The sequence below is a fragment of the Burkholderia sp. CpTa8-5 genome (assembly GCF_017815045.1).
GTDB classification, from domain to species: domain Bacteria; phylum Pseudomonadota; class Gammaproteobacteria; order Burkholderiales; family Burkholderiaceae; genus Burkholderia; species Burkholderia sola.
Window position 1 is genome coordinate 85,450 of the sequence record NZ_JAGIQD010000022.1, and the last position, 22,068, is coordinate 107,517.

Genomic DNA, 22,068 nt, shown 5'->3' on the forward strand with positions numbered 1-22,068 from the left:
TTGACGATCCCGACACCTTTCGCCATGTCCTTCCAGCCCGCCGCGTCCTACACCATCCGCCTGCTGGCGCCGTCCGGCTATCCGCACGACCCCGACGCGATCAACCGCGCGCTCGAGCGCCTCAGCACCGCGCAGCAGCGCATCGAGAACATCGAGGCGACGCAGCGGCGCTTCCAGCGTTTCGGCGGCACCGACGGCGAGCGGGCAGGCGACCTGAACCGCCTCGCCGATCCGGAACGGCCGCTGCCGGACATCGCGCTCGCGGTGCGCGGCGGCTACGGCGCCGCGCGCATCCTGCACGGGCTCGACTATCGCGGGCTCGAACGCCGGTTGCGCGACCAGCCGGTCGCGCTCGTCGGTCACAGCGACTTCACGGCGATTCAACTGGCGCTGTACGCGAAGGCGCGCATCAAGACGTTCGGCGGCCCGATGCTGTCGGCCGACTTCGGCGCGGAAACGCCCAGCGACTTCACGATGCAGCATTTCTGGCAGACGCTGACGCAGTCGAGCACGACGATCGTCGCCGACGCACCGCAGGTGCAGACGGTGAACGTGACGGGCACGCTGTGGGGCGGCAACCTCGCGATCCTCACGTCGCTGGTCGGCACGCCGTACATGCCCGACATCGAAGGCGGCATCCTGTTCATCGAAGACGTCAACGAGCAGCCGTTCCGGATCGAGCGGATGATCTATCAACTGCACCTGTCGGGGCTGCTCGCGCGGCAGCAGGCGCTCGTGCTCGGCCAGTTCACCGGCGCGCGGCCGTTCGAGTACGACAACGGCTACGACATGCAGGCGATGATCGATCAGGTGCGCGCGGTGGTGGGCATTCCGGTCATCACGGGGCTCCAGTTCGGTCACGTGCCCGACCTGTTGACGCTGCCGTTCGGGGCACAGGCGCAACTGGTCGCGAATGCGCACGGGTTCCGGCTCACGTTGTCCGACTATCCGCATCTCGGCTGATGCCGGCACGATCGATCGAAAGGCGGGCTTCCCGCCTTTTTCTTTATGTAGATACGCAACTAACGGTCCGCGTTTTTCGTCGACACCAACACGATCGTCACGCGTTTTTGCACCATTTTTGTCAACAAAATGACCGGGCGGGTATACGACGAGAACGGCCCTCGTCTTGCCTGCCAGGACTGCCATGCATGGATTTCGTGCGCACTGCACCGAATGGAGACGCCCCGGCGCACGCCGATTGTGCGAAATCCTGAAAAAGAATTGTTGACAATCTTTATGTCCATCCTAGGATGAGGACCATCACACGATGCAGATCATGAACGAGCCCGATTCCTCTCCGTCCGGTGCGGCCAGCCCCGAAGCGATCGCCGAGCGGATCCGCACCGCGATCCTCGAGCATCGGCTCGCGCCCGGCGCGAAGCTGACGGAGGCGCAGCTCTGCGACGTGTTCGGCGTGAAGCGCGGGACGATCCGCCAGGCGCTCGCGCAGCTCGCGACCGACAAGCTGGTCGATCTGGAGCCGAACCGCGGCGCATTCGTCGCGAGCCCGACGCTGCAGGACGTGCACGAAGTGTTCGAGATGCGCCGGATCATCGAGCTGGCCGTGGTCGAGCGGCTCGCGACCGGCCCCGGCGCCAGGCGGCTGAAGGGCGTCGCGGCGCTGATCGACAAGGAACGCAAGGCGTTCGAGCGGCACGACTTCGCGGCATGGATCCGGTTGTCGGGCGAATTCCATACGGCGCTCGCGACGCTGATGGGCAATGCGACGCTCAGCGAGTGCCTCGAAGGGCTCGTCGCACGCTCGACGCTGATGTCGGCACTGTACGAATCGCACGGGCGCAGCCCGTGCTCGTGCGACGACCACGACGAGATCCTCGCCGCGCTGGAGGCGGGCGATCCGAAGCAGGCGGTGACGCTGATGGCGCGCCACCTGCAGCATGTCGAACTGAAGATGCTGGACCGGCCCGCGCAAGGGCAGGTCGATTTGCGCGAAGTGTTCGGCGGCGCCTGAGCGGCGACGCGAACCCGGCCGCGCGCCACAGAACGAGCGAAATGCAGGCCCGCGGTGTTTGCCGCGGGCCGCGGGTCCGACTCCGGGCGACGATCCGGAGCGATATCGATGACGGTGGAGCGGCCTTGCGGCCGCGTCAAGGAGAAGTCATGGCTCAGTTCAGTGTGGCGCACGACAGCGCCTATCCGGCGGAAGAAGGCGGCGAGGGCGGCGGTCCGGCACTGCCGGACGGTTACAGCGAACGTTTGTACAACGAAGATTTGGCACCCCTGAAGAATCAGACATGGGGCTCTTACAACATCTTCGCGTTCTGGATGTCGGACGTGCACAGCGTCGGCGGCTACGTGTTCGCGGGCAGCCTGTTCGCGCTCGGGCTGACAAGCTGGCAGGTGCTGATCGCGCTGATCGTCGGCATCGGCCTCGTGAACGCGCTGTGCAACCTGATCGCGCGGCCGAGCCAGCAGATCGGCGTGCCGTATCCGGTCGCGTGCCGCGCGACGTTCGGCGTGCTCGGCGCGAACGTGCCGGCCGTGATCCGCGGGCTGATCGCGATCGCGTGGTACGGCATCCAGACCTATCTCGCGTCGAGCGCGCTCGTGATCGTCGTGCTGAAATTCTTCCCGCAATGGCTGCCGTATGCGGACGTTCATCGCTACGGCTTCCTCGGGCTGTCGGCGGTCGGCTGGGCCGGCTTCATGCTGCTGTGGGTGCTGCAGGCGTTCGTGTTCTGGAACGGGATGGAGACGATCAAGAAGTTCATCGACTTCGCGGGCCCGGCCGTCTATGTCGTGATGTTCATCCTCGCCGGATACATGGTATGGCGCGCGGGCTGGCGCAACATCGGCATCAATCTCGGCGGCGTCAAGTATCACGGCGCGGAAGTGATTCCGGTGATGATCACCGCCGTGTCGCTCGTCGTGTCGTACTTCTCCGGGCCGATGCTGAACTTCGGCGATTTCTCGCGCTACTGCCGCTCGTTCGGCGACGTGAAGCGCGGCAATTTCTGGGGGCTGCCCGTCAACTTTCTCGCGTTCTCGCTCGTCACGGTGATCACTACCGCCGCGACGCTGCCGGTGTTCGGCGAACTGATCACCGACCCGGTCGCGACGGTCGGCCGCATCGACCATCCGACCGCGGTGATCCTCGGTGCGCTGACCTTCACGATCGCGACGATCGGCATCAACATCGTCGCGAACTTCGTGTCGCCGGCGTTCGACTTCTCGAACGTCGCGCCGCGCCTGATCAGCTGGCGCGCGGGCGGGATGCTCGCGGCGGTCGCATCGATCTTCATCACGCCGTGGAATCTGTTCAACAACCCGGCCGTGATCCACTACACGCTCGACGTGCTCGGCGCGTTCATCGGCCCGCTGTACGGCGTGCTGATCGCCGATTTCTACCTCGTCAAGCGCGGCCGCCTCGTGCGCGACGACCTGTACACGATGTCGGAAAGCGGCGCCTACTGGTACACGGGCGGCGTGAACCGCCGTGCGCTGGCCGCGCTGCTGCCGGCCGCGGTGATCGCGGTTGTCTGCGTGATGGTGCCGGGCTGGCAGGCCCTCGCGAATTTCTCGTGGTTCATCGGCGCGGGGCTCGGCTTCGTGTTCTATCGGCTGCTCGCGAGCGCGAAGGCGTAAGGAGCATGCGATGAAGATCCGACTGATCAATCCGAATACGACGCAGCGGATGACCGATGCGATGGGCCGCTGCGCACGCGAGGTCGCGGCTGCCGGCACGGAGATCGTGGCCGTGAGTCCGCCGATGGGGCCGCCGTCGATCGAAGGCTATTACGACGAGGCGCTCGCGACGCCTGGCCTGCTTGCCGAGGTCGCGCGTGGCGAGCGCGACGGCTGCGACGCGTACGTGATCGCGTGTTTCGGCGATCCGGGCCTCTACGCGGCGCGCGAGCTTGCGCGCGGGCCGGTGATCGGCATCGCCGAGGCCGCGATGCATGCGGCGAGCGTGCTCGCGCCGGGCTTCTCGGTCGTCACGACGCTCGCGCGCACCTGCGGGATGGCATGGCACCTCGCGGAGCGCTACGGGATGAAGCGGTTCTGCCGCAACGTGCGCGCGACCGACGTCGCGGTGCTCGAACTCGACCGGCCCGGCTCGGCCGCGCGCCGGATCATCGTCGACGAATGCCGGCGCGCGCTCGACGAGGACGGCGCCGACGCGATCGTGCTCGGCTGCGCGGGGATGGCCGAATTCGCGTACGAGATCGAGCAGCAGATCGGCGCGCCGGTGGTCGAGGGCGTCACGGCGGCCGTGAAGTGGGCCGAGGCGCTCGTTGCGCTGCGACTCTCAACCGCGAAGCGCGGCGATTATGCGCGGCCGCTGCCGAAGCGCTACGACGGCGAATTCGCACGCTTCAGCCCGCCGGGCGGGGATGCGGCGGAGCCTCCGCCGAATTTGCCGCAACCGCACATACACACCGTCTGACATGCACTATCTGCGTCGCTGTATGGGCGCGTATCAACGTTTTCGCTACACTGGGCCGTCATCGCATCGGCTCGCGCGGCCGGCCCACGGCACCGCGCGGTCGATGCGAACCCATTATTCCAGCCCGCTCTCGTTGCATTCCGAACCATGTCACTCGATCCCAACTATCCTCGCGACCTGATCGGCTACGGCCGCCATCCCGTGCAGGCGAACTGGCCGGGGCGCGCCCGCGTCGCCGTGCAATTCGTGCTGAACTACGAGGAGGGCGGCGAGAACTGCGTGTTGCACGGCGATCCGGGCTCCGAGCAGTTCCTGTCCGAAATCGTCGGCGCGGCCGCGTATCCGGACCGCCACATGAGCATGGAGTCGATCTACGAATACGGGTCGCGGGCCGGCGTGTGGCGCATCCTGCGCGAATTCGAGAAGCGCGGGCTGCCGCTGACGGTATTCGGCGTCGGCATGGCGATCGAGCGTCATCCGGAGCTCGCGCGGGCATTCGTCGAGCTCGGCCATGAAATCGCGTGCCACGGCTGGCGCTGGATTCACTACCAGAGCATGACGCCGGAACTCGAAGCCGAGCACATGCGCCTCGGGATGGAAGCGATCGAGCGCGTGACGGGCGAGCGTCCGCTCGGCTGGTACACGGGCCGCGACAGCCCCAACACGCATCGCCTCGTCGCCGAATACGGCGGCTTCCTGTACGACTCGGACAACTACGGCGACGACCTGCCGTTCTGGATGGACGTCGAGGTGTCGGGCGGCCGCACGTCGCCGCAACTGATCGTGCCGTACACGCTCGACACGAACGACATGCGCTTCGCGACGCCGCAGGGCTTCAACACCGGCGACCACTTCTTCCAGTACCTGCGCGACGCGTTCGACGTGCTGTACGCGGAGGGCGACGAAGCGCCGAAGATGCTGTCGATCGGCATGCATTGCCGGCTGCTCGGCCGGCCGGGCCGGTTCCGCGGGCTGCAGCGGTTCCTCGATCACATCGAGCAGCACGATCGCGTATGGGTGACGCGCCGTGTCGATATCGCGCGTCACTGGCGTGAACATCATCCGTATCAGCCCAATCATCGAAACGAAGGGAAAGCATGAAGGCGATGCGCTACACGTTGGAACAACTGAATACGATGGCGCCGAGCGCATTCGTCGCGGCGCTGTCGGGGATCTTCGAACATTCGCCGTGGGTGGCCGAGGTCGCCGCGGGCAAGCGGCCGTTCGCGAGCATCGACGCGCTGCACGAGACGATGTCGGACGCGGTGGAAACCGGCGGCGAAGCGCGCCAGCTCGCGCTGATCAACGCCCACCCGGAGCTGGCCGGCAAGGCCGCCGTGCGCGGCGAGCTGACGGCCGAATCGACCCGCGAGCAGAGCGGCGCGGGCCTCGACCAGTGCACGCAGGAAGAATTCGACAAGCTGCTGACGCTGAACCGCACGTATCGCGAGAAATTCGGCTTCCCGTTCATCCTCGCGGTGCGCGGCTATGACCGCCACGGCATCATCGCGAACTTCGAGTCGCGCGTGAATCATTCGCGCGACGACGAGCTGCGTGCGAGCCTTGACCAGATCTACCGGATCGCGCGCTTTCGCCTCGACGACCTGATCGACGCCTGACACCGCCGCCTGACACCGCAATACGGCCCGCTGCGTCGCGGCGGTCCGATCGTCTCACTGAAACAAGGAAACATCATGGCTGTTCCGCTTCTCGATCCGAACGCACCCGATTTCACGCGGCGCTACGTGAATCTTGCCGACCCGCGTCTCGGTGCGCAGGCGCTCGAGGCCAGCGACGATTTCTTCGCGCCGAAGGACCGGATGCTGAACCCCGAGCCGGCCGTCTTCATCCCCGGCAAGTATGACGACCACGGCAAGTGGATGGACGGCTGGGAAACGCGCCGCAAGCGCACGACCGGCTATGACTGGTGCATCGTCAAGCTTGCGCGCCCGGGCGTGATCAAGGGCTTCGACATCGACACGAGCCACTTCACCGGCAACTTCCCGCCGGCCGCATCGATCGAGGCCGCGTTCGTGGCCGACGGCGCGCCGACGCACGCGACCGAGTGGGTCGAAATCGTCCCGTCGACGACGCTGCAAGGCAACAGCCATCACTACGTCGAAGCGAGCGACGCGCGCGCGTTCACGCATCTGCGCGTGAACATCTATCCGGACGGCGGCATCGCGCGCCTGCGCGTGTACGGCCAGCCGCAGCTCGATTGGGCCGGCGCGAGCGCGACCGAGCAGTTCGACCTCGCGGCGATGGAAAACGGCGGTTACGTGGTGGCGGCGAACAACCAGCACTTCGGCGTCGCGTCGAACCTGCTGCTGCCGGGCCGCGGCGTGAACATGGGCGATGGCTGGGAAACCCGCCGCCGCCGCGAGCCGGGCAACGACTGGGCGATCATCGCGCTCGCGCAGCCGGGCGTGATCCGCAAGATCGAAGTCGATACCGCGTTCTTCAAGGGCAACTACCCGGATCGCTGCTCGATCCAGGCCGCGTATGTATCGGGCGGCACCGACAGCTCGCTGATCACGCAGTCGATGTTCTGGCCGGTGCTGCTCGGCGAACAGAAGCTGCAGATGGACAAGCAGCACTACTTCGAACAGGAGATCGCGTCGCTCGGTCCCGTCACGCACGTGCGACTGAACATCATTCCGGACGGCGGCGTGTCGCGCCTGCGTCTGTGGGGGACGCTCGACAAATGAAGACGCTTGTCATCGAACCGCTGACCAGGGAAGCGTTTGCGCCGTTCGGCGACGTGATCGAAACGGCAGGGGCGAAGCAGATCCCGATCAACCTTGGCACGACGATCCGCTTTCACGATCTCGCGAAAGTCGACGTGACCGATGAGGGCGGCCGCCCGCTCGTCAACCTGTTCCGCGGCCAGCCGCGCACGCTGCCGTTCGAAGTGAAGATGCTGGAGCGGCATCCGCTCGGCAGCCAGGCGTTCGTGCCGCTGAACGACCGGCCGTATCTCGTCGTCGTCGCGCCCGCGGGCGAGCTCGATCCGGCGAAGATCCGCGCGTTCGTGACGAGCGGCTGGCAGGGCGTGAACTATGCGAAGGGCGTGTGGCATCACCCGCTGATCGCGTTGGGTGGCGTCAGCGATTTCATCGTCGTCGATCGCGGCGGGGACGGGCTGAACCTGAACGAGCAGGATCTGCAGGAGTGGCTGTGGCTCACCGAGGATGCGCTCGATGCGGTGACGGCCTGAGTCAGGCTGATCGTCCGTCTGTCGAAACCCGCGCGGCCTGCGCGGGTTTTTTATATGCACTCGTTGGCTCGCTCGCGAATCAGGTTGCCGCGGCCTTGCGCATATTGCGCGAACCGTTGCCGCCGCGCTGCCGATTCGCGACCGGCGCATGCTGCGCCATCAGCTCGGCGACCCAGTCGACGAACACGCGCAGCTTCGCGCTGACGTGCCGGTTCGGCGGGAACGCAGCCGCGAGGACGGCTCGCCCGAGCCGGAACCGGGCGCGCAGGTTCGTCGCGCGTTCGACAACCTGAATGCGGTGCTGCGCGCGGCCGGCTGCACGTTCGACGATGTCGTCGACGTGACGGTGTTCCTCGTCGACCCCGAAGCGACGTTCGAGCGGGTCTGGGAGATCGTCCCCGAATACTGGGGCGACGCACCGCATCCGACGCTGACCGCCGTCGGCGTGACCTGGCTGTACGGGTTTCAGTTCGAGATCAAGGCGATCGCGCGGTTGCCGGAGGCGGTCGACGGGTGAGCGGGGCGCCTCGTGCGACCGTTCGACGTGAGCGTCGACGTGGCGCCCGCGCCGGCGCTCGCGGACGAAGTCGCGATGGTGCACGTGTAGCGCGTGCTATCGTGCCCGCATCGCCACCACATGACGTCCGGTTCCCGGCGCGATCTTCCGATGAGCCAGCCTGAAAACGACCTCGCGGTCCTGCTGCGCACGATGCAGCCCGAACTGCATCCGGGTGCATTCGCATTCATCGCGCTACCGCACGCCGCAGACGTATCGTTATCCGAAGTGATTGCGACGTTCCGCGAAGCGGAGGGGGTGACGGTCGTGGTCGACGAGGAGACGGCCGCGCGCCGCGGCTGGCCGGTGCTGTTCCGCGCCGCGTGGATCACGCTGACCGTGCATTCCGACCTCGCGGCCGTCGGCCTCACGGCCGCGTTCGCGCGGGCGCTCGGCGCGGCCGGCATCAGCTGCAACGTGATGGCCGCCGCTTACCACGATCACATCTTCGTGCCGTTCGTCGACGGCCCGCGTGCACGCGATGTACTCGTCGCACTGCAGCGCGACGCGATGCGCGGCTGACATGCGAAAGGCATTCCTCCGCGTGGGCAAAAAAACGGGCCCGTGTGACCGGGCCCGCGAACGGAGAGAATGGCGCCGGCGAATGACTTCCGGCGCCCGGCGGGCGGCTTACTTGACCGCGCCGCCCTCGAACCAGGCGGCGAGCTTCGTCCGCTCGTCGTCGGTCATGTGCGTGACGTTGCCGATCGGCATCGCCTTCAGGCGCACGGCCTGGTCGTAGATGCGCTGCGCGTTCTTCGACACTTCGTCCGGCGTATCGAACATCACGCCCGCCGGTGCGCTGCCCATCAGCGTCGGCTTGGCCGAGTGACACTCGACGCAGCGTTGCTGCAGGATCGGCATGATGTCGTGAATCGCGATCTTCGGTGCGTTGGCCGCTTGCGCTTCCGGCGCGACCGGCTTCGGCATCGTCCATACCAGCGCGCCCGACAGCAGCGCGACGCCGCCGATCGGCAAATACCACAGCTGCTTGCCGCGGTGACGCATCACGAAGAACTGGCGGATCAGCGCGCCGGCCAGCATGATCAGCACGAGCACGACCCAGTTGAACTTGTTCGTGTACGTCATCGCATAGTGGTTCGACAGCATCGCGAACACGACCGGCAGCGTGAAGTACGTGTTGTGCACCGAACGCTGCTTGCCGCGCTTGCCGTAGATCGGGTTCGGTTCTTCGCCCTTGAGCATCTTGTCGACCATCTTGCGCTGGCCCGGGATGATCACGAAGAACACGTTCGCCGACATGATCGTCGCGAGCATCGCGCCGACGATCAGGTAGGCGGCTCGGCCCGAGAAGATGTGGCACGCGAGGTACGCGGCGGCGACGACGTACAGGCCGACGCAGATGCCGAGCACGCGGTCGTTGGTGCCGAGCAGGCGACACAACGAGTCGTACACGATCCAGCCGGCCGCGAGGAAGCCGAGTGCGGACGCGACGGCGACGACCGGGCCCATGTCGAGCACGTTCTTGTCGATCAGGTACGTGTTCGGCGCAAGCAGGTACAGCACGAAGAACAGCGTGAAGCCCGACAGCCACGTCGTGTACGACGGCCACTTCGACCAGTGCAGGTCATCGGGCATTTCCGGTGGCGCGACCGTGTATTTCTGCATGTTGTAGAAACCGCCGCCGTGGACGTGCCACAGCTCGCCGAACACCCCGCGCTTGCGCTGGTTCGGGTCGGTCGGCGGTTTCAGGCTGTTGTCGAGCGCGACGAAATAGAACGACTCGCCGATCCACGCAATGGCGACGATGACGTGCAGCCATCGCAGTGCGAGGTTCAGCCAGTCGGTGATGAAGCCTTCCATGAAACTCCTCCAGACTCAGATCGTTTGTCTTGATGCAGGCGCTGATTCGAATGTCAGCTGCCGCGATAAGTGCTGTACGACCACGGCGACACGAGCAGCGGCACGTGGTAGTGCGAGCCGACGTCGGCGATGCCGAAGCGCAGCACGACGCGGTCGACGAAGCGGGGTTCGGGCACCTTCACGCCGAGCGCCGCGAAGTAGTCGCCGGCATGGAACACGAGTTCGTATTCGCCGGCGGCGAGTGCCGCGCCTTCGAGCAGCGGTTCGTCGCAGCGGCCGTCGCTATTGGTCAGCACGGTCTTGATCGCGCGGCGCGATTCGCCGTCCAGCGCGTAGAGGTCCACCTTGATGGCGGCGCCGGGGCGACCGTGCGCCGTATCGAGTACGTGGGTAGTGAGCTTTCCCATTCGTTGTTCCTTGTGTGAATGCGAGGTTCGGCGGCGACTCGATCCATGACTGTGCGGCGGATCGAGGCTCCACGTCACGTGGCTACATACCCGTCGGCGAGCGTGAAGCGAGCGCCGTGCAGGCATTGTAAAAAGGTTCCCCGTGCAAATACGTGCGCGATATCGAAGATAATGCGCCGCGCATGAGCGGCTGTCGACGGCCCGCCGGACAGGGCCGAGCGCACCGATGCCGGGCACGCGCGGGGCGTCGGGCGGCGTACCATACCGAATCCCTGAAGCACGGTATTCGCGATCGTGTATTGTGCGCGGCGCGCGCTTGGGCGATCCTCCCGCCGTGCGCGTCGGCCGGTGGCCGCGCGTACCCCGAAGACGGCGAGCACGCCGGGTAACCGGGCCAGGGCGTTCGAACGGACGCAGGCACCGGGACGTGCCGCGATTCAGCGTTCGAACGGCTGTGTGACCGCTTCCAGGACAGCCCCTGGAGGCAGACCGACGCGGAGAACGCATGAATCTCGAGCAGCACGCCGGCGCACGCGCGCCGACCCCTTCCTCATCCCGCCCGACGACCCTGCTGGTCAAGCACGCCGACGTGCTCGTGACCATGGACGACACGCGCCGCGAACTGCGCGACGCAGGGCTCTACATCGAAGACAACCGGATCGTCGCGGTCGGCCCGAGCGCCGAGCTGCCCGACACGGCCGACGAAGTGCTCGACCTGCGCGGCCACCTCGTGATCCCGGGGCTCGTGAACACGCACCATCACATGTACCAGAGCCTCACGCGCGCGGTGCCGGCCGCGCAGAACGCCGAACTGTTCGGCTGGCTGACGAACCTGTACCGGATCTGGGCGCACCTGACGCCCGAGATGATCGAGGTGTCGACGCTCACCGCGATGGCCGAGCTGCTGCAGTCGGGCTGCACGACGTCGAGCGACCATCTGTACATCTACCCGAACGGCAGCCGGCTCGACGACAGCATCGGCGCCGCGCAGCGGATCGGCATGCGCTTTCATGCGAGCCGCGGCGCGATGAGCGTCGGCCAGCGCGACGGCGGGCTGCCGCCCGATTCGGTCGTCGAGCGCGAGCCCGACATCCTGCGCGACGCGCAGCGCCTGATCGAGACCTATCACGACGACGGCCGCTACGCGATGCTGCGCGTGGTGGTCGCGCCGTGCTCGCCGTTCTCGGTGAGCCGCGAGCTGATGCGCGACGCGGCCGTGCTCGCGCGCGAATACGGCGTGTCGCTGCACACGCACCTCGCGGAGAACGTCAACGATATCGCGTACAGCCGCGAGAAGTTCGGGATGACGCCCGCCGAATATGCGGAAGATCTCGGCTGGGTCGGCCACGACGTGTGGCATGCGCACTGCGTGCAGCTCGACGATGCGGGCATCGGCCTGTTCGCGCGCACCGGCACGGGGGTCGCGCATTGCCCGTGCTCGAACATGCGATTGGCGTCCGGCATCGCGCCGGTGAAGAAGATGCGGCTCGCGGGCGTGCCGGTCGGGCTTGGCGTCGACGGTTCCGCGTCGAACGACGGCGCGCAGATGGTGGCCGAGGTACGCCAGGCGCTGCTGCTGCAACGGGTCGGTTTCGGGCCCGACGCGATGACCGCGCGCGAAGCGCTCGAGATCGCGACGCTCGGCGGTGCGAAGGTGCTGAATCGCGACGACATCGGCGCGTTGAAGCCGGGCATGGCCGCGGATTTCGCCGCGTTCGACCTGCGTCAGCCGCTGTTCGCGGGCGCGCTGCACGATCCGGTCGCGGCGCTCGTGTTCTGCGCGCCGTCGCAGACGGCGTACACGGTGGTGAACGGGAAGCTGGTGGTGCGGGAAGGGCGCCTTGCGACGCTCGATCTGCCGCCGGTGATCGAGCGTCACAACGCGCTGGCGCAAGCACTCGTGGAAGCGTCGCGCTGACGCGTCGGCGGGGAGGTCGCGCCGCACGTCGCGCGGCCGTTGCCGTCACACCCGCCGCGCAACGGCGTGCCCGGCGGGCGCGTGGCGCGCGCCGTATGCGATTACGCCTCGATCAGCGTGCGGGTGGCCTCGGCGACGAGGCTGCGCAGCCAGCGCACTTCGTCGGAGTAATGGCAGCGCTCGTGCCACAGCTGGTAGTACTGCATCGGCGGGAAGTCGAGCGGCGCCGGCACGACGGACAGCGGCAGGAACTTCGCGTAGTGATCGGCGAACAGCCGCGTGGTCGTGAAGATCAGGTCCGACTTCACGAGCACGTAAGGCGCGAGGTTGAAGTACGGCAGCGTGACGACCACGTGGCGCTTGAGCCGTTCGCGCGCGAGATGCACATCGATCGCGCCGCGCTGGCCGACCGAGTACGGCGTCGGCGCGAGATGCGGCGCGTTCAGGTACTGGTCGAGCGTGAGCCCGCCGCGCTTCGCGAACGGGTGCGTGTTGCTCATCAGGCAGACGATTTCGTCGACGAACAGGTTCGACAGGTGCAGCTGCTCGGGCGGTTCGGGCCAGTTGCCGACGACGATGTCGAGCTTGCCGTCTTCCAGCGCGAGCTCGTAGTCGAACGCGGGGCCGAGCGAATGGAACTCGAGCGTCGCATTCGGCGCGGCCAGGCGGAAGCGTTCGACGACGGTCGGTACGAACAGCACGTTCAGGTAGTCGGGGCAGCCGATCCGGTAGCAGCGGATCGACGTGGCCGGGTCGAAGTTGTGCTGCTGGAACTTGATGCGCTCGATTTCGCGCAGCGCGTTCTGCACGGGCTCGAGCAGGCGCAGTCCGTATTCGGTCGGCACCATGCCGGATTTGCCGCGCACCAGCAGCGGATCGCCGGTGATGTCGCGCAGGCGGCGCAGCGCGGCGCTGATCGCCGGTTGCGATTGGTTCAGTTTGACGGCCGCGCGCGTGACGCTGCGCTCCATCAACAAGGTGTGCAAGACGCGCAAGAGGTACGTGTCGATCGCCTCGCGTTGCTGACTCATGTTATCTCCGGTTTATATGGCTGGGCTGATCGAGGGATGGGGTGGGTATATCGTTTTTAATATGAACGAAAATCAGCGTCAAGAGATGGATACCCGCGGCTACCCGCCGGCCGGGCCTCGACAAGGGGCCGGAACGGGGCGAAATGCAGGCGGGCGCGGCGCCGCACGGATGCGCGTTGCACGCATCCGGTGGCGGGGCGTCGCGTGGCGCGTGCGGCGCGTCAGTCGTCGATACGCATGCCGACCTTCAGCGTGACCTGCCAGTGCACGACCTGGTCGCCTTCGATGTGGCCGCGCGTTTCGGTCACCTGGAACCAGTGCAGGTTGTGCAGCGTCTTGCCGGCTTTCGAGATCGCGTTGCGGATCGCGTCGTCGCTCGATTGCTGCGACGAACCGGTCAGTTCGATCAGCTTGTACACGTGGTCGCTCATGATGCGCTCCCTGGGATATCGGTCTGTATTGCCGGGGCAACGCGCGGTCCCGAAGCGGTTCCGCTACGGTTCCGCTACGGTCCCGTGCATGCCCGGCTTCTTGAGTGATAGGTATGATGGGCGGCAACTGCAACCCATATCGGAGATGAGGCGCATCGTGGAAGTCGGATTTTGCGGACCAGGATTGATGGGCGCGCCGATGATTCGGCATTTGCTGGCGGCCGGGCATCGCGTGAGCGTATGGAATCGCTCGCGCGACAAGGCCGACGCGCTGGTGAAGGACGGCGCGCAGGTGGCGGGCACGCCGCACGAGCTGGCCGAGCGCGTCGAGACGGTGTTCGTGTGCGTGCTCGACGGCCGGGCGGTCGGCGACGTCGTGTTCGGCGAGCACGGGCTGCTTTCCGGCGACGCGAACGCGCGCCGCCTGCGACGCATCGTCGATCATTCGAGCATTCCGCCCGCCGCCACGCGCGACTACGCGGCGCGCGCGGCCGCGCTCGGGGTCGGCTGGGTCGATGCGCCGGTGTCCGGCGGCGTGCCGGGCGCGCAGGCCGGCACGCTCGCGGTGATGGCCGGCGGCCGCGCGGCCGATCTCGACGCGGTGCGCGCGCTGATCGACACGTACGCGTCGCGCATCACGCACATGGGCGATGCCGGCGCGGGCCAGACGGCGAAGCTGTGCAACCAGGCGATCGTCACCGCGACGGTCACCGCGATCGCCGAGGCGGTCGGCCTCGCGCAGGCGAGCGGCATCGACGCCGCGCGTCTGGCCGAGGCGCTGGCCGGCGGCTGGGCCGATTCGGTGCTGCTGCAGACGTTCGTGCCGCGCATGACGTCGGGCGGTCATCCGCCGATCGGCGCGCTCAGTACGTTCCAGAAGGATGTCGATGCCATCGCCGACGCCGCGCGCGACACCGGCGCGGTGATGCCCGTGTCGGCCACCGTGCAGCAGGTGCTCAGGCTCGGCGCCGCGCAGGGACTCGCCGGCGCAGATTTCGCCGCGTTCATCGACATCGTGCGGCCGGGCAACGGCCGCCAGCAGGCGTCGTGACGGGCAAGCGGGGCGTGTGAATGGCAGATGGGCCGCGCGGAGGCGGCCCATCGAATGGCTGGCGGATCAGCCGAGCGAGCGGGGTGTCGTGTCGCCCGCGTTCTGACGGCCGAGGCCGCCGCGCAGGCTCGCCTTCGTGCCTGCACCAAACTCGGGCAGGATGCGCGCCCGCGCCCGGCTGGCGAACACGAGGAAGCCGAAGCCGTTCGCTTCGTACCAGTATCCGCCGTTCTCGAGGCCGTCGAGCGGCTGCTCGAGCGCATTCGCGATCGATTCGATGCAGCGCTTGCGCAGCTCGGCGATGGCCGGATAGGGCGGCTGCGCGCCGCGCACGCTGCACAGAAGCACGTCGAGGCCCGGCAGCACGTGCGCATAGAGGACGGGTTCGTCCTGCGCGCGAGCGCGGGCAATCTTGGTGTCGAGCTGGGCAAACGGCTTCGAGTGGCGCAAGACCGCGAGGAACGACTCCTGGCCATCCTGCGGCGCACGCCGACGTTTTTTCGGGAAGGACATAAACACTCGCCTCAAAAACAATTGCAAGAAATGCGGCACTTTCATGCGACCCACTCCCGGCTATGTACGCCGCATGTCGATCCTTTATAGCACACGAAAATGCTGCATTCGTGCAGTACGACGATCAATGTCTCCCGTCGACCTGCTCGCCATGATCGACACAGCCAGCGTCTTGGCGCCCGTACTGTCGTTTAGTCTCCATCATAGACCTGCTTTTCCCGCGCGTGCATTCGCTCGTCACAAAAAAGTGAGATACGCCGCTTGCGGCGGGGCGTCGCGTGCGCAATAAAAAGGCCCGCGCGGGGCGGGCCTGGCTGGCGGAGCGTGTCGCGGTCAGCGCTGCTTGAGCGAATCGCGGATCTCGCGCAGCAGCACGATGTCTTCCGGCGTCGCGGCCGGCGCGGCTTCGTCCGGCTTGCGCAGCTTGTTGATGAATTTCACCATCAGGAAAATGATGAACGCAAGGATCACGAAATTGATCGCCACGGTGATGAACGAGCCGTAGCCGAAGGCGGCGACGCCCGCGGCCTGCAGGTCCTTGAACGAATCGGGATTACCCTTGAACGACGGCGGGATGGTGCCGAGCAGAACGAACTTGTTCGAGAAATCCAGGCCGCCGGTCAGCACGCCGATGACCGGCATGATGAGGTCCTTCACGACCGAGTCGACGATCTTCGAGAACGCGCCACCGATGATCACGCCGACGGCGAGATCCATCACGTTGCCCTTGACGGCGAACTCCTTGAATTCCTTGATGATGCTCATGAGCGGCTTTCTCCTGGTTGGGGCGGGGGGAGGCGTGCCGCGACGCGCAGGATTGCTTTGCGTCGAATGAAGGTCGGTGGCACGCCGATGGCCGCATGATAGCGAACGTGCCCTATTGCCGGTAGCCCATCTTGAAATGATTGACAAATCCGCGCGTCGGCGCGGCCGGTCATGCCGCAGCGCGTGGCGTGCGTGGCCGAGCGTCGACATGCAGGTCGACACCCGGTGCACCCGTACTCACTCAGGTGTTGTCGTCGGTCCAGCCGTCGTCGTTGCTGCCGAGATCCATCCCGCCGCCGCCGCTGTTGCCGTCGCTCCAGCTCGAATCGTCGCCGCGGCCGAGGTCGAAGCCCGGATCGGTGTCCTGCCGACGGTGTTCGCCGTCGACGATCACGTCGCGTTCGACCACGCGCTCGCGGCCGCCGGACATCGCTTCGCCGAGCAGCACGCCGGTCAGGAGCCCGCCCATTCCGCCGCCGAAACCGCCACCTTGCTGGATCACGACGGGCGGCTGCTGTTGCGGATACGGTTGTTGCGGCGGGTAGGGCTGCTGCTGATACGGCTGACCCTGCGCGCCCGTCATGCGATCGGCTTCCTGCGCATACACCGAGCCGCTGCCGTTCGCCGGCGCCGTGGGCTGCGCGGCCGGGTCGGGGCGGCCTTCGACGCGCGCCTTCACGCTCGCGTGGCGCTGTTCGAGTTCATCGACGCGATACGGCGGCACCGGATTCTTGCCGTTCGACAGCGTCTCGACGAGCGTGCGCGCGTCGTTCTCGATCGCTTCGAGTTCGCCGGTCAGCGCCGCGGCGCCGGGCGCCGTCGACAGTTTCGCATCGAGCTTCAGCGGCCGGATGTCGTTCAGCACGTCGGTCGCGCGCTTGAGCTGCGTGCGGCGTTCGTCGTCGGCACGGCCGTTGTCGGCCGTGCGCGCGCGCCGCAGCGTCCAGCGCAGCACCAGCGCGATCACGGCGACGATCAGCCCGAGGCCGATCCACATGCCGGTCGACGGGCCGTGTTTTTCGGCCGGCGCGACGGCGGGGGCGAGCCCCGGCTGCAGCGTGCCGGCCTGCGTGGCCGACGGCGTGTTGCCGCTCACGCGCGCGGCGTCGGCGCGAATGCGCGACTCCGTCTGCGCGAAGCGCGACGCGTCGGTGAACTTCAATTGCGGATCGAGCGATTTCGCGCGCTGCAGTTGCGCGAGCGCGTCGGACGCGCGGCCTTCGCGGTCCAGCACCTGCGCATACAGATAGCGCGCATGCGCGTTGTTCGGATGGGCGTCGATGACTTGCGACAGCTGCGTGTCGGCTTGCTGCCAGTTGCGCTGCGCGATCGACTGCTCGACCTGCTGAAGCGACGGGACCGCAAACGCGGCGGACGACAGCAACATCAGCGACAGGCCGAGTGCGGCGAGAGATTTCTTCATGGTCGAACCGGGCGCATGCGCCCGTCTCCTGACGATCGGTTCGCGCCGCGCGCCCGGGCCGGGGCGCGGCGCGGTGGCCCGCGGCGGCGGTTACTGCGCGGGCGTATCGAGCTGCTTCTTCAGCGCGGCGAGGCGATCTTCCACCGACGGGCCCTTGTTCAGCGCGGCGAGCTTGTCGTCGAGCGCCTTGCCGCTCGACGTGTCGGCCGAATTGAGACGCGCGTCCGAGCGGGCGTTCTGCAGCGCGACCTTGTCCTCGAGCTTCTGGAAATCCTCGGACAGGTTCTTGCCGCCGATGCCGCCCAGCGCGCTGGCGGCCACGTCCTTCGCCTGCGCGATTTCCTGCTTCGCCTGCAGGATGTTCGAGCGCGCATTCAGGTCGTTGCGGCGCTGACGCATGTCGGCGATCTGCCCCTTCAGCTTGTCGACCGACGGCTCGAGCGTCGCCAGCTCGGCCGCGAGCGCATCGCGCTCGGCTTCCGCGTTCGACTGGGCCGCGAGCGCCTCGCGGGCGAGCGCTTCGTCGCCGCCTTGCAGCGCGCGCTTCGCGCCGTCCTCGTACTTCTTCACCTTGTCGTCGGCCGCATCGCGCTTGCTGCGCTGGGTTGCGACCTGTGCCTCGATCTCGATCAGCGAATTCTCGGCACGGCCGATGCTGTCGTCGAGCTCCCGCACGATCTGCCGTGCGTCGCGCGACGGATCCTGTACCGAATCGGCCGCATCGTTCAGCAGGCCTTTGATCGTGCGCGAAATAGAGTCGAAAAGCGACATGAAATCCTCCGTGGTTGAAAGGCGCCGCGTGACCGCGGCAATGCCCGTCGCGAGCCGGTCCCGCTTCGGTTCCGGCCCGCGTGAGCCGGCGGATATTACACCACCGGTTCACTTAAATACGGCTTAAACGCGCGAGTTCAAGCGGCTCGCGCATCGGGACGCCAACCTTTCGCGACTGAAAGAAAATCGCCTGCGTGCGCCGTATTGCGTGTCCATCATAGGCCGAGGATGCCGACAATACGTGCCGCAAATCACGGCATTGCGGGAATTTTTACAAAAAATCGCGAAGGCACCCGGTCGATTTCATTAAAATGCGCTGTCACGTCGCGGGAACGGATCGCCGCGCGGCGGGGTCTGTCGACGTGACAGCCGCATTTCGATGCACCCACTCTGATTCATCCGCTTGCATTTCCGCATGCGTCCGAGGGCGCCACGTACGCCCGCCATTCCGACATGCCAATTATCAAACGACCGCCTTCTTCTTCCGACAGGAACGAACCCCACTACACGCTGCGCCGTTCGCCGTCCGGGGCCTATTACCCCGATGACGACGATCGCGACGACGGCCGCCGCGCGCAGCCGCGCAGTGGAGGGGGCGGAGGGCGCCGCCGCACGTTCGGCTCGCGCGTCGCGCTGTGGTTCGTCGGCTTGTTCGCGACGCTGGCCGTCGTCGGCGCGCTGATCGTCGGCTACGCGCTGGTCGTGATGGCGCCGCAACTGCCGTCGCTCGATGCGCTGACCCATTACCAGCCGAAGGTGCCGCTGCGCGTGTTCACCGCCGATCACGTGCTGATCGGCGAGTTCGGCGAGGAGCGCCGCAGCCTCGTGCGCTTCCAGGACATTCCCGACGTGATGAAGAAGGCCGTGCTCGCGATCGAGGACTACCGCTTCTACGAGCACGGCGGCGTCGATTTCCTCGGCATTCTGCGCGCGGGCGTGGCCGACCTGATGCACGGCGGCGCGCGCCAGGGTGCGAGCACGATCACGATGCAGGTCGCGCGCAACTTCTTCCTGTCGAGCGAGAAGACCTACACGCGCAAGATCTACGAGATGCTGCTCGCGTACAAGATCGAGAAGGCCCTGACGAAGGACCAGATCCTCGAGCTCTACATGAACCAGATCTATCTCGGCCAGCGTTCGTACGGCTTCGCGGCCGCCGCGCGCGTGTACTTCGGCAAGGACCTGAAGGACATCACGGTCGCCGAAGCGGCGATGCTCGCGGGGCTGCCGAAGGCGCCGTCCGCGTACAACCCGGTCGTCAATCCGAAGCGCGCGAAGGTGCGTCAGGAATACATCCTGAAGCGCATGCTCGACATCGGCTACATCACGCAGCCGCAGTACGACCAGGCGATCAAGGAAGAGATTCACGTGCGCACGCCGGGCAACCAGTACGCGGTGCACGGCGAGTACGTCGCCGAGATGGTGCGGCAGATGATGTACGAGCAATACAAGGACGAAACCTATACGCGCGGGCTGACCGTTACGACGACGATCAATTCGGCCGACCAGGAAGCCGCGTATCAGGCCGTGCGTCGCGGCATTCTCGACTACGAGCGCCGTCACGGCTATCGCGGCCCCGAAGCGTCGATCAACTTGCCCGCGGCCGGCGACGAGCGCGACGAGGCGATCGACGACGCGCTGGCCGACCACCCGGACAACGGCGACCTGCAATCGGCGGTCGTGCTGTCGGCATCGCCGAACGCGGTCGAGGTGCAGTTCGTCGGCGGCGCGACCACGACGATCGGCCCGGCCGGGCTGCGCTTCGTGTCGGCCGCGCTGAGCCCGCGCGCGAACAACGCGCTGCGGATCAAGCCGGGCTCGGTCGTGCGCGTGCTGAAGGACGGCAAGACGGGCTGGCAGGTCGTGCAACTGCCGCAGGTCGAGGGCGCGCTCGTCGCGATCGCGCCGCAGGACGGTGCGATCCGCTCGCTCGTCGGCGGCTTCGACTTCAACAAGAGCAAGTTCAACCACGTGACGCAGGCGTGGCGGCAGCCGGGCTCGTCGTTCAAGCCGTTCATCTACTCGGCGTCGCTCGACAAGGGGCTCGGACCGGCGACGATGATCAACGACGCGCCGCTGTACTTCCCGCCGAGCGTGCCGGGCGGCACCGCGTGGGAGCCGAAGGACGACGACCAGCCGGACGGCCCGATGACGATGCGCACCGGCCTGCAGCGGTCGAAGAACCTGGTGTCGATCCGGATCCTCGCGTCGATCGGCACGCAGTATGCGCAGCAGTATGTGACGCAGCGCTTCGGCTTCGATCCGGCGAAGACGCCGCCGTACCTGCCGATGGCGCTCGGCGCGGGCCTCGTGACGCCGCTGCAGCTCGCGACCGGCTACGCGGTGTTCGCGAACGGCGGTTACAAGGTCGATCCGTACCTGATCGCCGAAGTCGACGACGCGCGCGGCCAGCCGCTGCAGAAGTCGCAGCCGGTGGTCGCGGGCGGCACGGCGCCGCGCACGATCGAAGGCCGCAACGCATACGTGATGAACAGCCTGCTGCACTCGGTCGCGACGGGCGGCACGGGCGCGGGCACCAACGCGCTGGGCCGCAACGACCTGCAGGGCAAGACGGGTACCACGAACGACGCGAAGGACGGCTGGTTCGCCGGCTATCAGCAATCGCTCGTCGCGGTCGCGTGGATGGGCTTCGACCAGCCGAAGAGCCTCGGCAGCCGCGAATTCGGCGCACAGCTCGCGTTGCCGATCTGGGTGAACTACATGCGCACCGCGCTGAACGGCGTGCCCGAGCAGCAGATGCCGATGCCGGACGGCCTGACGACGATCGACGGCGAGCTGTACTACGCCGATCGCACGCCGGGCAACGGCTTCGTCGCGAACGTCGACATCAACCCGGCCGAGAACGCGATCAGCGCGAACGACGCACTCGGTTCGGCCGGCGCGGCCGGGCTGGCGCCGCCGCCCGTCACGCCGCAGGAGAAGCAGCAGATCATGGACATGTTCGAGAGCAAATAAGCGGGACGCTGGGCTTCAGCCATGCGACGGGCGCCTTCGGGCGCCCGTTTTTTTGCGCGCGGCCGCCAGCGGAAGACGGTGAATCAGAACGACGCGCAGGCCGGCACGACGGTCATGCCGACCGATTGCTGGTGAAATCGCTCGACGTACGCTTGCCGGATCGCGGCGAGCCGCGTGCGCGTGTCGCGCGTATCGTCGGCGATGATACGGAGCACGAAGCTGTCTTCGCGCGTGATCGCGCCGCTCGAGCGGTCGCGCCACTGGCCGTGCGTGTCCCAGTAGGTGAGGCCGTCGGGGAAGCGCGGCGTGACCGTGTCGGCGAGGAAGGCCGCGCGTTCGGCATCGGTGACGGGGCCGCGGCCGGCGACGTCGCGCCCGAACAGCAGGTCGGCCTGCAGCATGCGGCTTTCGCCCGGTTGCGTGCAGGCCGCAGGTTGCGCGTGGGAGGTGGGCGAGGGCGGTGCCGCGCAACCGGCGAGCAGCGCGAATGCTATCGAGCATGCGGCCAGCCGCCGCGTCTGCCCATTTCGTGACGATCGACCTTCGCGCGCGCAAAACGCTGCGCGCTCAACCACTTGCGTGCGGGTCCGGCGGGTTATCAACAGGGCTGTCAACATAATCTGGGGATAACCCTAGCAGGCTGTTGAATTTGGGAACGGTGTAAACGGGCTTTGCGGGCGGTGCGTTAGAGATATCATGTTCATGACCTTGAGCGGATAAGCCGATGCGTGGAATGGACGAGATGCAAGAACCGCTGTTCACGACGGTGAAGCT

At 66.9% G+C, this 22,068-nt stretch carries 23 protein-coding genes; 13 read left to right on the forward strand and 10 right to left on the reverse strand.

All coding sequences use genetic code 11. The features are described from left to right. Positions 1 to 24 precede the first annotated feature (24 nt). From ldcA to J8I35_RS26735, 10 genes are all read left to right on the forward strand, one after another. The gene (gene ldcA, locus J8I35_RS26690; protein ID WP_124554628.1) at positions 25 to 963 is read left to right on the forward strand and encodes a muramoyltetrapeptide carboxypeptidase; all 939 of its coding nucleotides are present in this window, start codon (positions 25 to 27) and stop codon (positions 961 to 963) included. A gap of 307 nt (positions 964 to 1,270) precedes the next feature. Further along, entirely contained in the window at positions 1,271 to 1,975 is a 705-nt protein-coding gene (locus J8I35_RS26695; RefSeq protein ID WP_050013319.1) for a GntR family transcriptional regulator, read from the forward strand. Between the two features lie 149 nt (positions 1,976 to 2,124). Further along, positions 2,125 to 3,609: an NCS1 family nucleobase:cation symporter-1 gene (locus tag J8I35_RS26700; protein ID WP_027809652.1), complete on the forward strand. Its 1,485-nt coding sequence runs from the start codon at positions 2,125 to 2,127 to the stop codon at positions 3,607 to 3,609. Between the two features lie 10 nt (positions 3,610 to 3,619). Then, a complete protein-coding gene (locus J8I35_RS26705; RefSeq protein WP_209927780.1) occupies positions 3,620 to 4,411 on the forward strand; it encodes an aspartate/glutamate racemase family protein in 792 nt (263 codons plus the stop codon). 147 nt (positions 4,412 to 4,558) lie between these two features. Then, positions 4,559 to 5,512, forward strand: a complete 954-nt coding sequence (gene puuE / locus J8I35_RS26710) for an allantoinase PuuE (RefSeq protein ID WP_050013317.1) — start codon at positions 4,559 to 4,561, stop codon at positions 5,510 to 5,512. Beyond that, positions 5,509 to 6,030, forward strand: coding sequence for a 2-oxo-4-hydroxy-4-carboxy-5-ureidoimidazoline decarboxylase (gene uraD, locus J8I35_RS26715; protein ID WP_050013316.1), 522 nt, complete (start codon positions 5,509 to 5,511; stop codon positions 6,028 to 6,030). Before puuE ends, uraD begins: the two co-directional genes overlap by 4 nt. 75 nt (positions 6,031 to 6,105) lie before the next feature. After that, positions 6,106 to 7,119, forward strand: coding sequence for an allantoicase (alc, locus tag J8I35_RS26720; RefSeq protein WP_089467694.1), 1,014 nt, complete (start codon positions 6,106 to 6,108; stop codon positions 7,117 to 7,119). Continuing rightward, positions 7,116 to 7,628, forward strand: a complete 513-nt coding sequence (locus tag J8I35_RS26725) for an ureidoglycolate lyase (RefSeq protein WP_209927782.1) — start codon at positions 7,116 to 7,118, stop codon at positions 7,626 to 7,628. The genes alc and J8I35_RS26725 overlap by 4 nt, the downstream gene beginning before the upstream one ends. A 148-nt stretch (positions 7,629 to 7,776) precedes the next feature. Beyond that, positions 7,777 to 8,145, forward strand: a complete 369-nt coding sequence (locus tag J8I35_RS26730) for a Rid family hydrolase (protein ID WP_245170436.1) — start codon at positions 7,777 to 7,779, stop codon at positions 8,143 to 8,145. Between the two features lie 150 nt (positions 8,146 to 8,295). Next, positions 8,296 to 8,706: an ACT domain-containing protein gene (locus tag J8I35_RS26735; protein WP_050013311.1), complete on the forward strand. Its 411-nt coding sequence runs from the start codon at positions 8,296 to 8,298 to the stop codon at positions 8,704 to 8,706. A gap of 108 nt (positions 8,707 to 8,814) precedes the next feature. On the opposite strand, the gene J8I35_RS26740 is transcribed toward J8I35_RS26735, so the two are convergent. Further along, on the reverse strand, positions 8,815 to 10,008 hold the full coding sequence (locus tag J8I35_RS26740) for a urate hydroxylase PuuD (RefSeq protein ID WP_124637739.1): 1,194 nt from the start codon (positions 10,006 to 10,008) through the stop codon (positions 8,815 to 8,817). A 53-nt stretch (positions 10,009 to 10,061) separates the two neighbouring features. Then, positions 10,062 to 10,415, reverse strand: a complete 354-nt coding sequence (gene uraH / locus J8I35_RS26745; protein WP_089435183.1) for a hydroxyisourate hydrolase — start codon at positions 10,413 to 10,415, stop codon at positions 10,062 to 10,064. Between the two features lie 505 nt (positions 10,416 to 10,920). On the opposite strand from uraH, the gene J8I35_RS26750 reads away from it, so the two are divergent. After that, positions 10,921 to 12,333: an 8-oxoguanine deaminase gene (locus tag J8I35_RS26750; RefSeq protein WP_050013308.1), complete on the forward strand. Its 1,413-nt coding sequence runs from the start codon at positions 10,921 to 10,923 to the stop codon at positions 12,331 to 12,333. 101 nt (positions 12,334 to 12,434) lie between these two features. On the opposite strand, the gene J8I35_RS26755 is transcribed toward J8I35_RS26750, so the two are convergent. Together J8I35_RS26755 and J8I35_RS26760 are read right to left on the reverse strand one after the other, a co-directional pair. After that, a complete protein-coding gene (locus J8I35_RS26755; RefSeq protein WP_006478550.1) occupies positions 12,435 to 13,364 on the reverse strand; it encodes a LysR substrate-binding domain-containing protein in 930 nt (309 codons plus the stop codon). A 221-nt stretch (positions 13,365 to 13,585) separates the two neighbouring features. Further along, on the reverse strand, positions 13,586 to 13,795 hold the full coding sequence (locus J8I35_RS26760) for a dodecin (RefSeq protein ID WP_011549586.1): 210 nt from the start codon (positions 13,793 to 13,795) through the stop codon (positions 13,586 to 13,588). A gap of 157 nt (positions 13,796 to 13,952) precedes the next feature. On the opposite strand from J8I35_RS26760, the gene J8I35_RS26765 reads away from it, so the two are divergent. Further along, positions 13,953 to 14,846 (forward strand): NAD(P)-dependent oxidoreductase, encoded by an 894-nt coding sequence (locus tag J8I35_RS26765; RefSeq protein ID WP_124593975.1) that lies wholly within the window; start codon positions 13,953 to 13,955, stop codon positions 14,844 to 14,846. A gap of 66 nt (positions 14,847 to 14,912) precedes the next feature. Here the strand turns inward: J8I35_RS26765 and J8I35_RS26770 are convergent, their stop codons facing one another. From J8I35_RS26770 to J8I35_RS26785, 4 genes are all read right to left on the reverse strand, one after another. Continuing rightward, complete coding sequence (locus J8I35_RS26770; RefSeq protein WP_006488003.1) at positions 14,913 to 15,359, reverse strand: hypothetical protein; 447 nt, start codon at positions 15,357 to 15,359, stop codon at positions 14,913 to 14,915. Positions 15,360 to 15,692: 333 nt separating this feature from the next. Then, positions 15,693 to 16,124, reverse strand: coding sequence for a large conductance mechanosensitive channel protein MscL (gene mscL, locus J8I35_RS26775; protein WP_050013307.1), 432 nt, complete (start codon positions 16,122 to 16,124; stop codon positions 15,693 to 15,695). Positions 16,125 to 16,365: 241 nt separating this feature from the next. Then, complete coding sequence (locus J8I35_RS26780) at positions 16,366 to 17,547, reverse strand: tetratricopeptide repeat protein (protein ID WP_124593974.1); 1,182 nt, start codon at positions 17,545 to 17,547, stop codon at positions 16,366 to 16,368. A 90-nt stretch (positions 17,548 to 17,637) separates the two neighbouring features. Beyond that, positions 17,638 to 18,318: a PspA/IM30 family protein gene (locus tag J8I35_RS26785; protein ID WP_050013305.1), complete on the reverse strand. Its 681-nt coding sequence runs from the start codon at positions 18,316 to 18,318 to the stop codon at positions 17,638 to 17,640. 453 nt (positions 18,319 to 18,771) lie between these two features. On the opposite strand from J8I35_RS26785, the gene J8I35_RS26790 reads away from it, so the two are divergent. Then, positions 18,772 to 21,294: a penicillin-binding protein 1A gene (locus J8I35_RS26790; protein WP_209927784.1), complete on the forward strand. Its 2,523-nt coding sequence runs from the start codon at positions 18,772 to 18,774 to the stop codon at positions 21,292 to 21,294. 83 nt (positions 21,295 to 21,377) lie between these two features. On the opposite strand, the gene J8I35_RS26795 is transcribed toward J8I35_RS26790, so the two are convergent. Together J8I35_RS26795 and J8I35_RS26800 are read right to left on the reverse strand one after the other, a co-directional pair. Beyond that, on the reverse strand, positions 21,378 to 21,911 hold the full coding sequence (locus tag J8I35_RS26795) for a DUF3574 domain-containing protein (protein ID WP_124637735.1): 534 nt from the start codon (positions 21,909 to 21,911) through the stop codon (positions 21,378 to 21,380). Next, on the reverse strand, positions 21,862 to 22,068 hold a 207-nt coding region (locus tag J8I35_RS26800), incomplete at its 5' end, for a hypothetical protein (protein ID WP_209927786.1). The genes J8I35_RS26800 and J8I35_RS26795, both read right to left, overlap by 50 nt.

Excerpts from the sequence above, each read along its gene's own strand:
- J8I35_RS26730 (WP_245170436.1), top strand. The coding sequence starts at position 7,777 with ATGCTGCGCCATCAGCTCGGCGACCCAGTCGACGAACACGCGCAGCTT.
- J8I35_RS26700 (WP_027809652.1), top strand. The coding sequence starts at position 2,125 with ATGGCTCAGTTCAGTGTGGCGCACGACAGCGCCTATCCGGCGGAAGAA.
- J8I35_RS26735 (WP_050013311.1), top strand. The coding sequence starts at position 8,296 with ATGAGCCAGCCTGAAAACGACCTCGCGGTCCTGCTGCGCACGATGCAG.
- alc (WP_089467694.1), top strand. The coding sequence starts at position 6,106 with ATGGCTGTTCCGCTTCTCGATCCGAACGCACCCGATTTCACGCGGCGC.
- J8I35_RS26705 (WP_209927780.1), top strand. The coding sequence starts at position 3,620 with ATGAAGATCCGACTGATCAATCCGAATACGACGCAGCGGATGACCGAT.
- puuE (WP_050013317.1), top strand. The coding sequence starts at position 4,559 with ATGTCACTCGATCCCAACTATCCTCGCGACCTGATCGGCTACGGCCGC.
- J8I35_RS26750 (WP_050013308.1), top strand. The coding sequence starts at position 10,921 with ATGAATCTCGAGCAGCACGCCGGCGCACGCGCGCCGACCCCTTCCTCA.
- J8I35_RS26695 (WP_050013319.1), top strand. The coding sequence starts at position 1,271 with ATGCAGATCATGAACGAGCCCGATTCCTCTCCGTCCGGTGCGGCCAGC.
- J8I35_RS26725 (WP_209927782.1), top strand. The coding sequence starts at position 7,116 with ATGAAGACGCTTGTCATCGAACCGCTGACCAGGGAAGCGTTTGCGCCG.
- uraD (WP_050013316.1), top strand. The coding sequence starts at position 5,509 with ATGAAGGCGATGCGCTACACGTTGGAACAACTGAATACGATGGCGCCG.
- uraH (WP_089435183.1), bottom strand. The coding sequence starts at position 10,415 with ATGGGAAAGCTCACTACCCACGTACTCGATACGGCGCACGGTCGCCCC.
- J8I35_RS26790 (WP_209927784.1), top strand. The coding sequence starts at position 18,772 with ATGCCAATTATCAAACGACCGCCTTCTTCTTCCGACAGGAACGAACCC.
- J8I35_RS26740 (WP_124637739.1), bottom strand. The coding sequence starts at position 10,008 with ATGGAAGGCTTCATCACCGACTGGCTGAACCTCGCACTGCGATGGCTG.
- ldcA (WP_124554628.1), top strand. The coding sequence starts at position 25 with ATGTCCTTCCAGCCCGCCGCGTCCTACACCATCCGCCTGCTGGCGCCG.
- J8I35_RS26755 (WP_006478550.1), bottom strand. The coding sequence starts at position 13,364 with ATGAGTCAGCAACGCGAGGCGATCGACACGTACCTCTTGCGCGTCTTG.
- J8I35_RS26785 (WP_050013305.1), bottom strand. The coding sequence starts at position 18,318 with ATGTCGCTTTTCGACTCTATTTCGCGCACGATCAAAGGCCTGCTGAAC.
- J8I35_RS26760 (WP_011549586.1), bottom strand. The coding sequence starts at position 13,795 with ATGAGCGACCACGTGTACAAGCTGATCGAACTGACCGGTTCGTCGCAG.
- mscL (WP_050013307.1), bottom strand. The coding sequence starts at position 16,124 with ATGAGCATCATCAAGGAATTCAAGGAGTTCGCCGTCAAGGGCAACGTG.
- J8I35_RS26780 (WP_124593974.1), bottom strand. The coding sequence starts at position 17,547 with ATGAAGAAATCTCTCGCCGCACTCGGCCTGTCGCTGATGTTGCTGTCG.
- J8I35_RS26795 (WP_124637735.1), bottom strand. The coding sequence starts at position 21,911 with ATGTTGACAGCCCTGTTGATAACCCGCCGGACCCGCACGCAAGTGGTT.
- J8I35_RS26770 (WP_006488003.1), bottom strand. The coding sequence starts at position 15,359 with ATGTCCTTCCCGAAAAAACGTCGGCGTGCGCCGCAGGATGGCCAGGAG.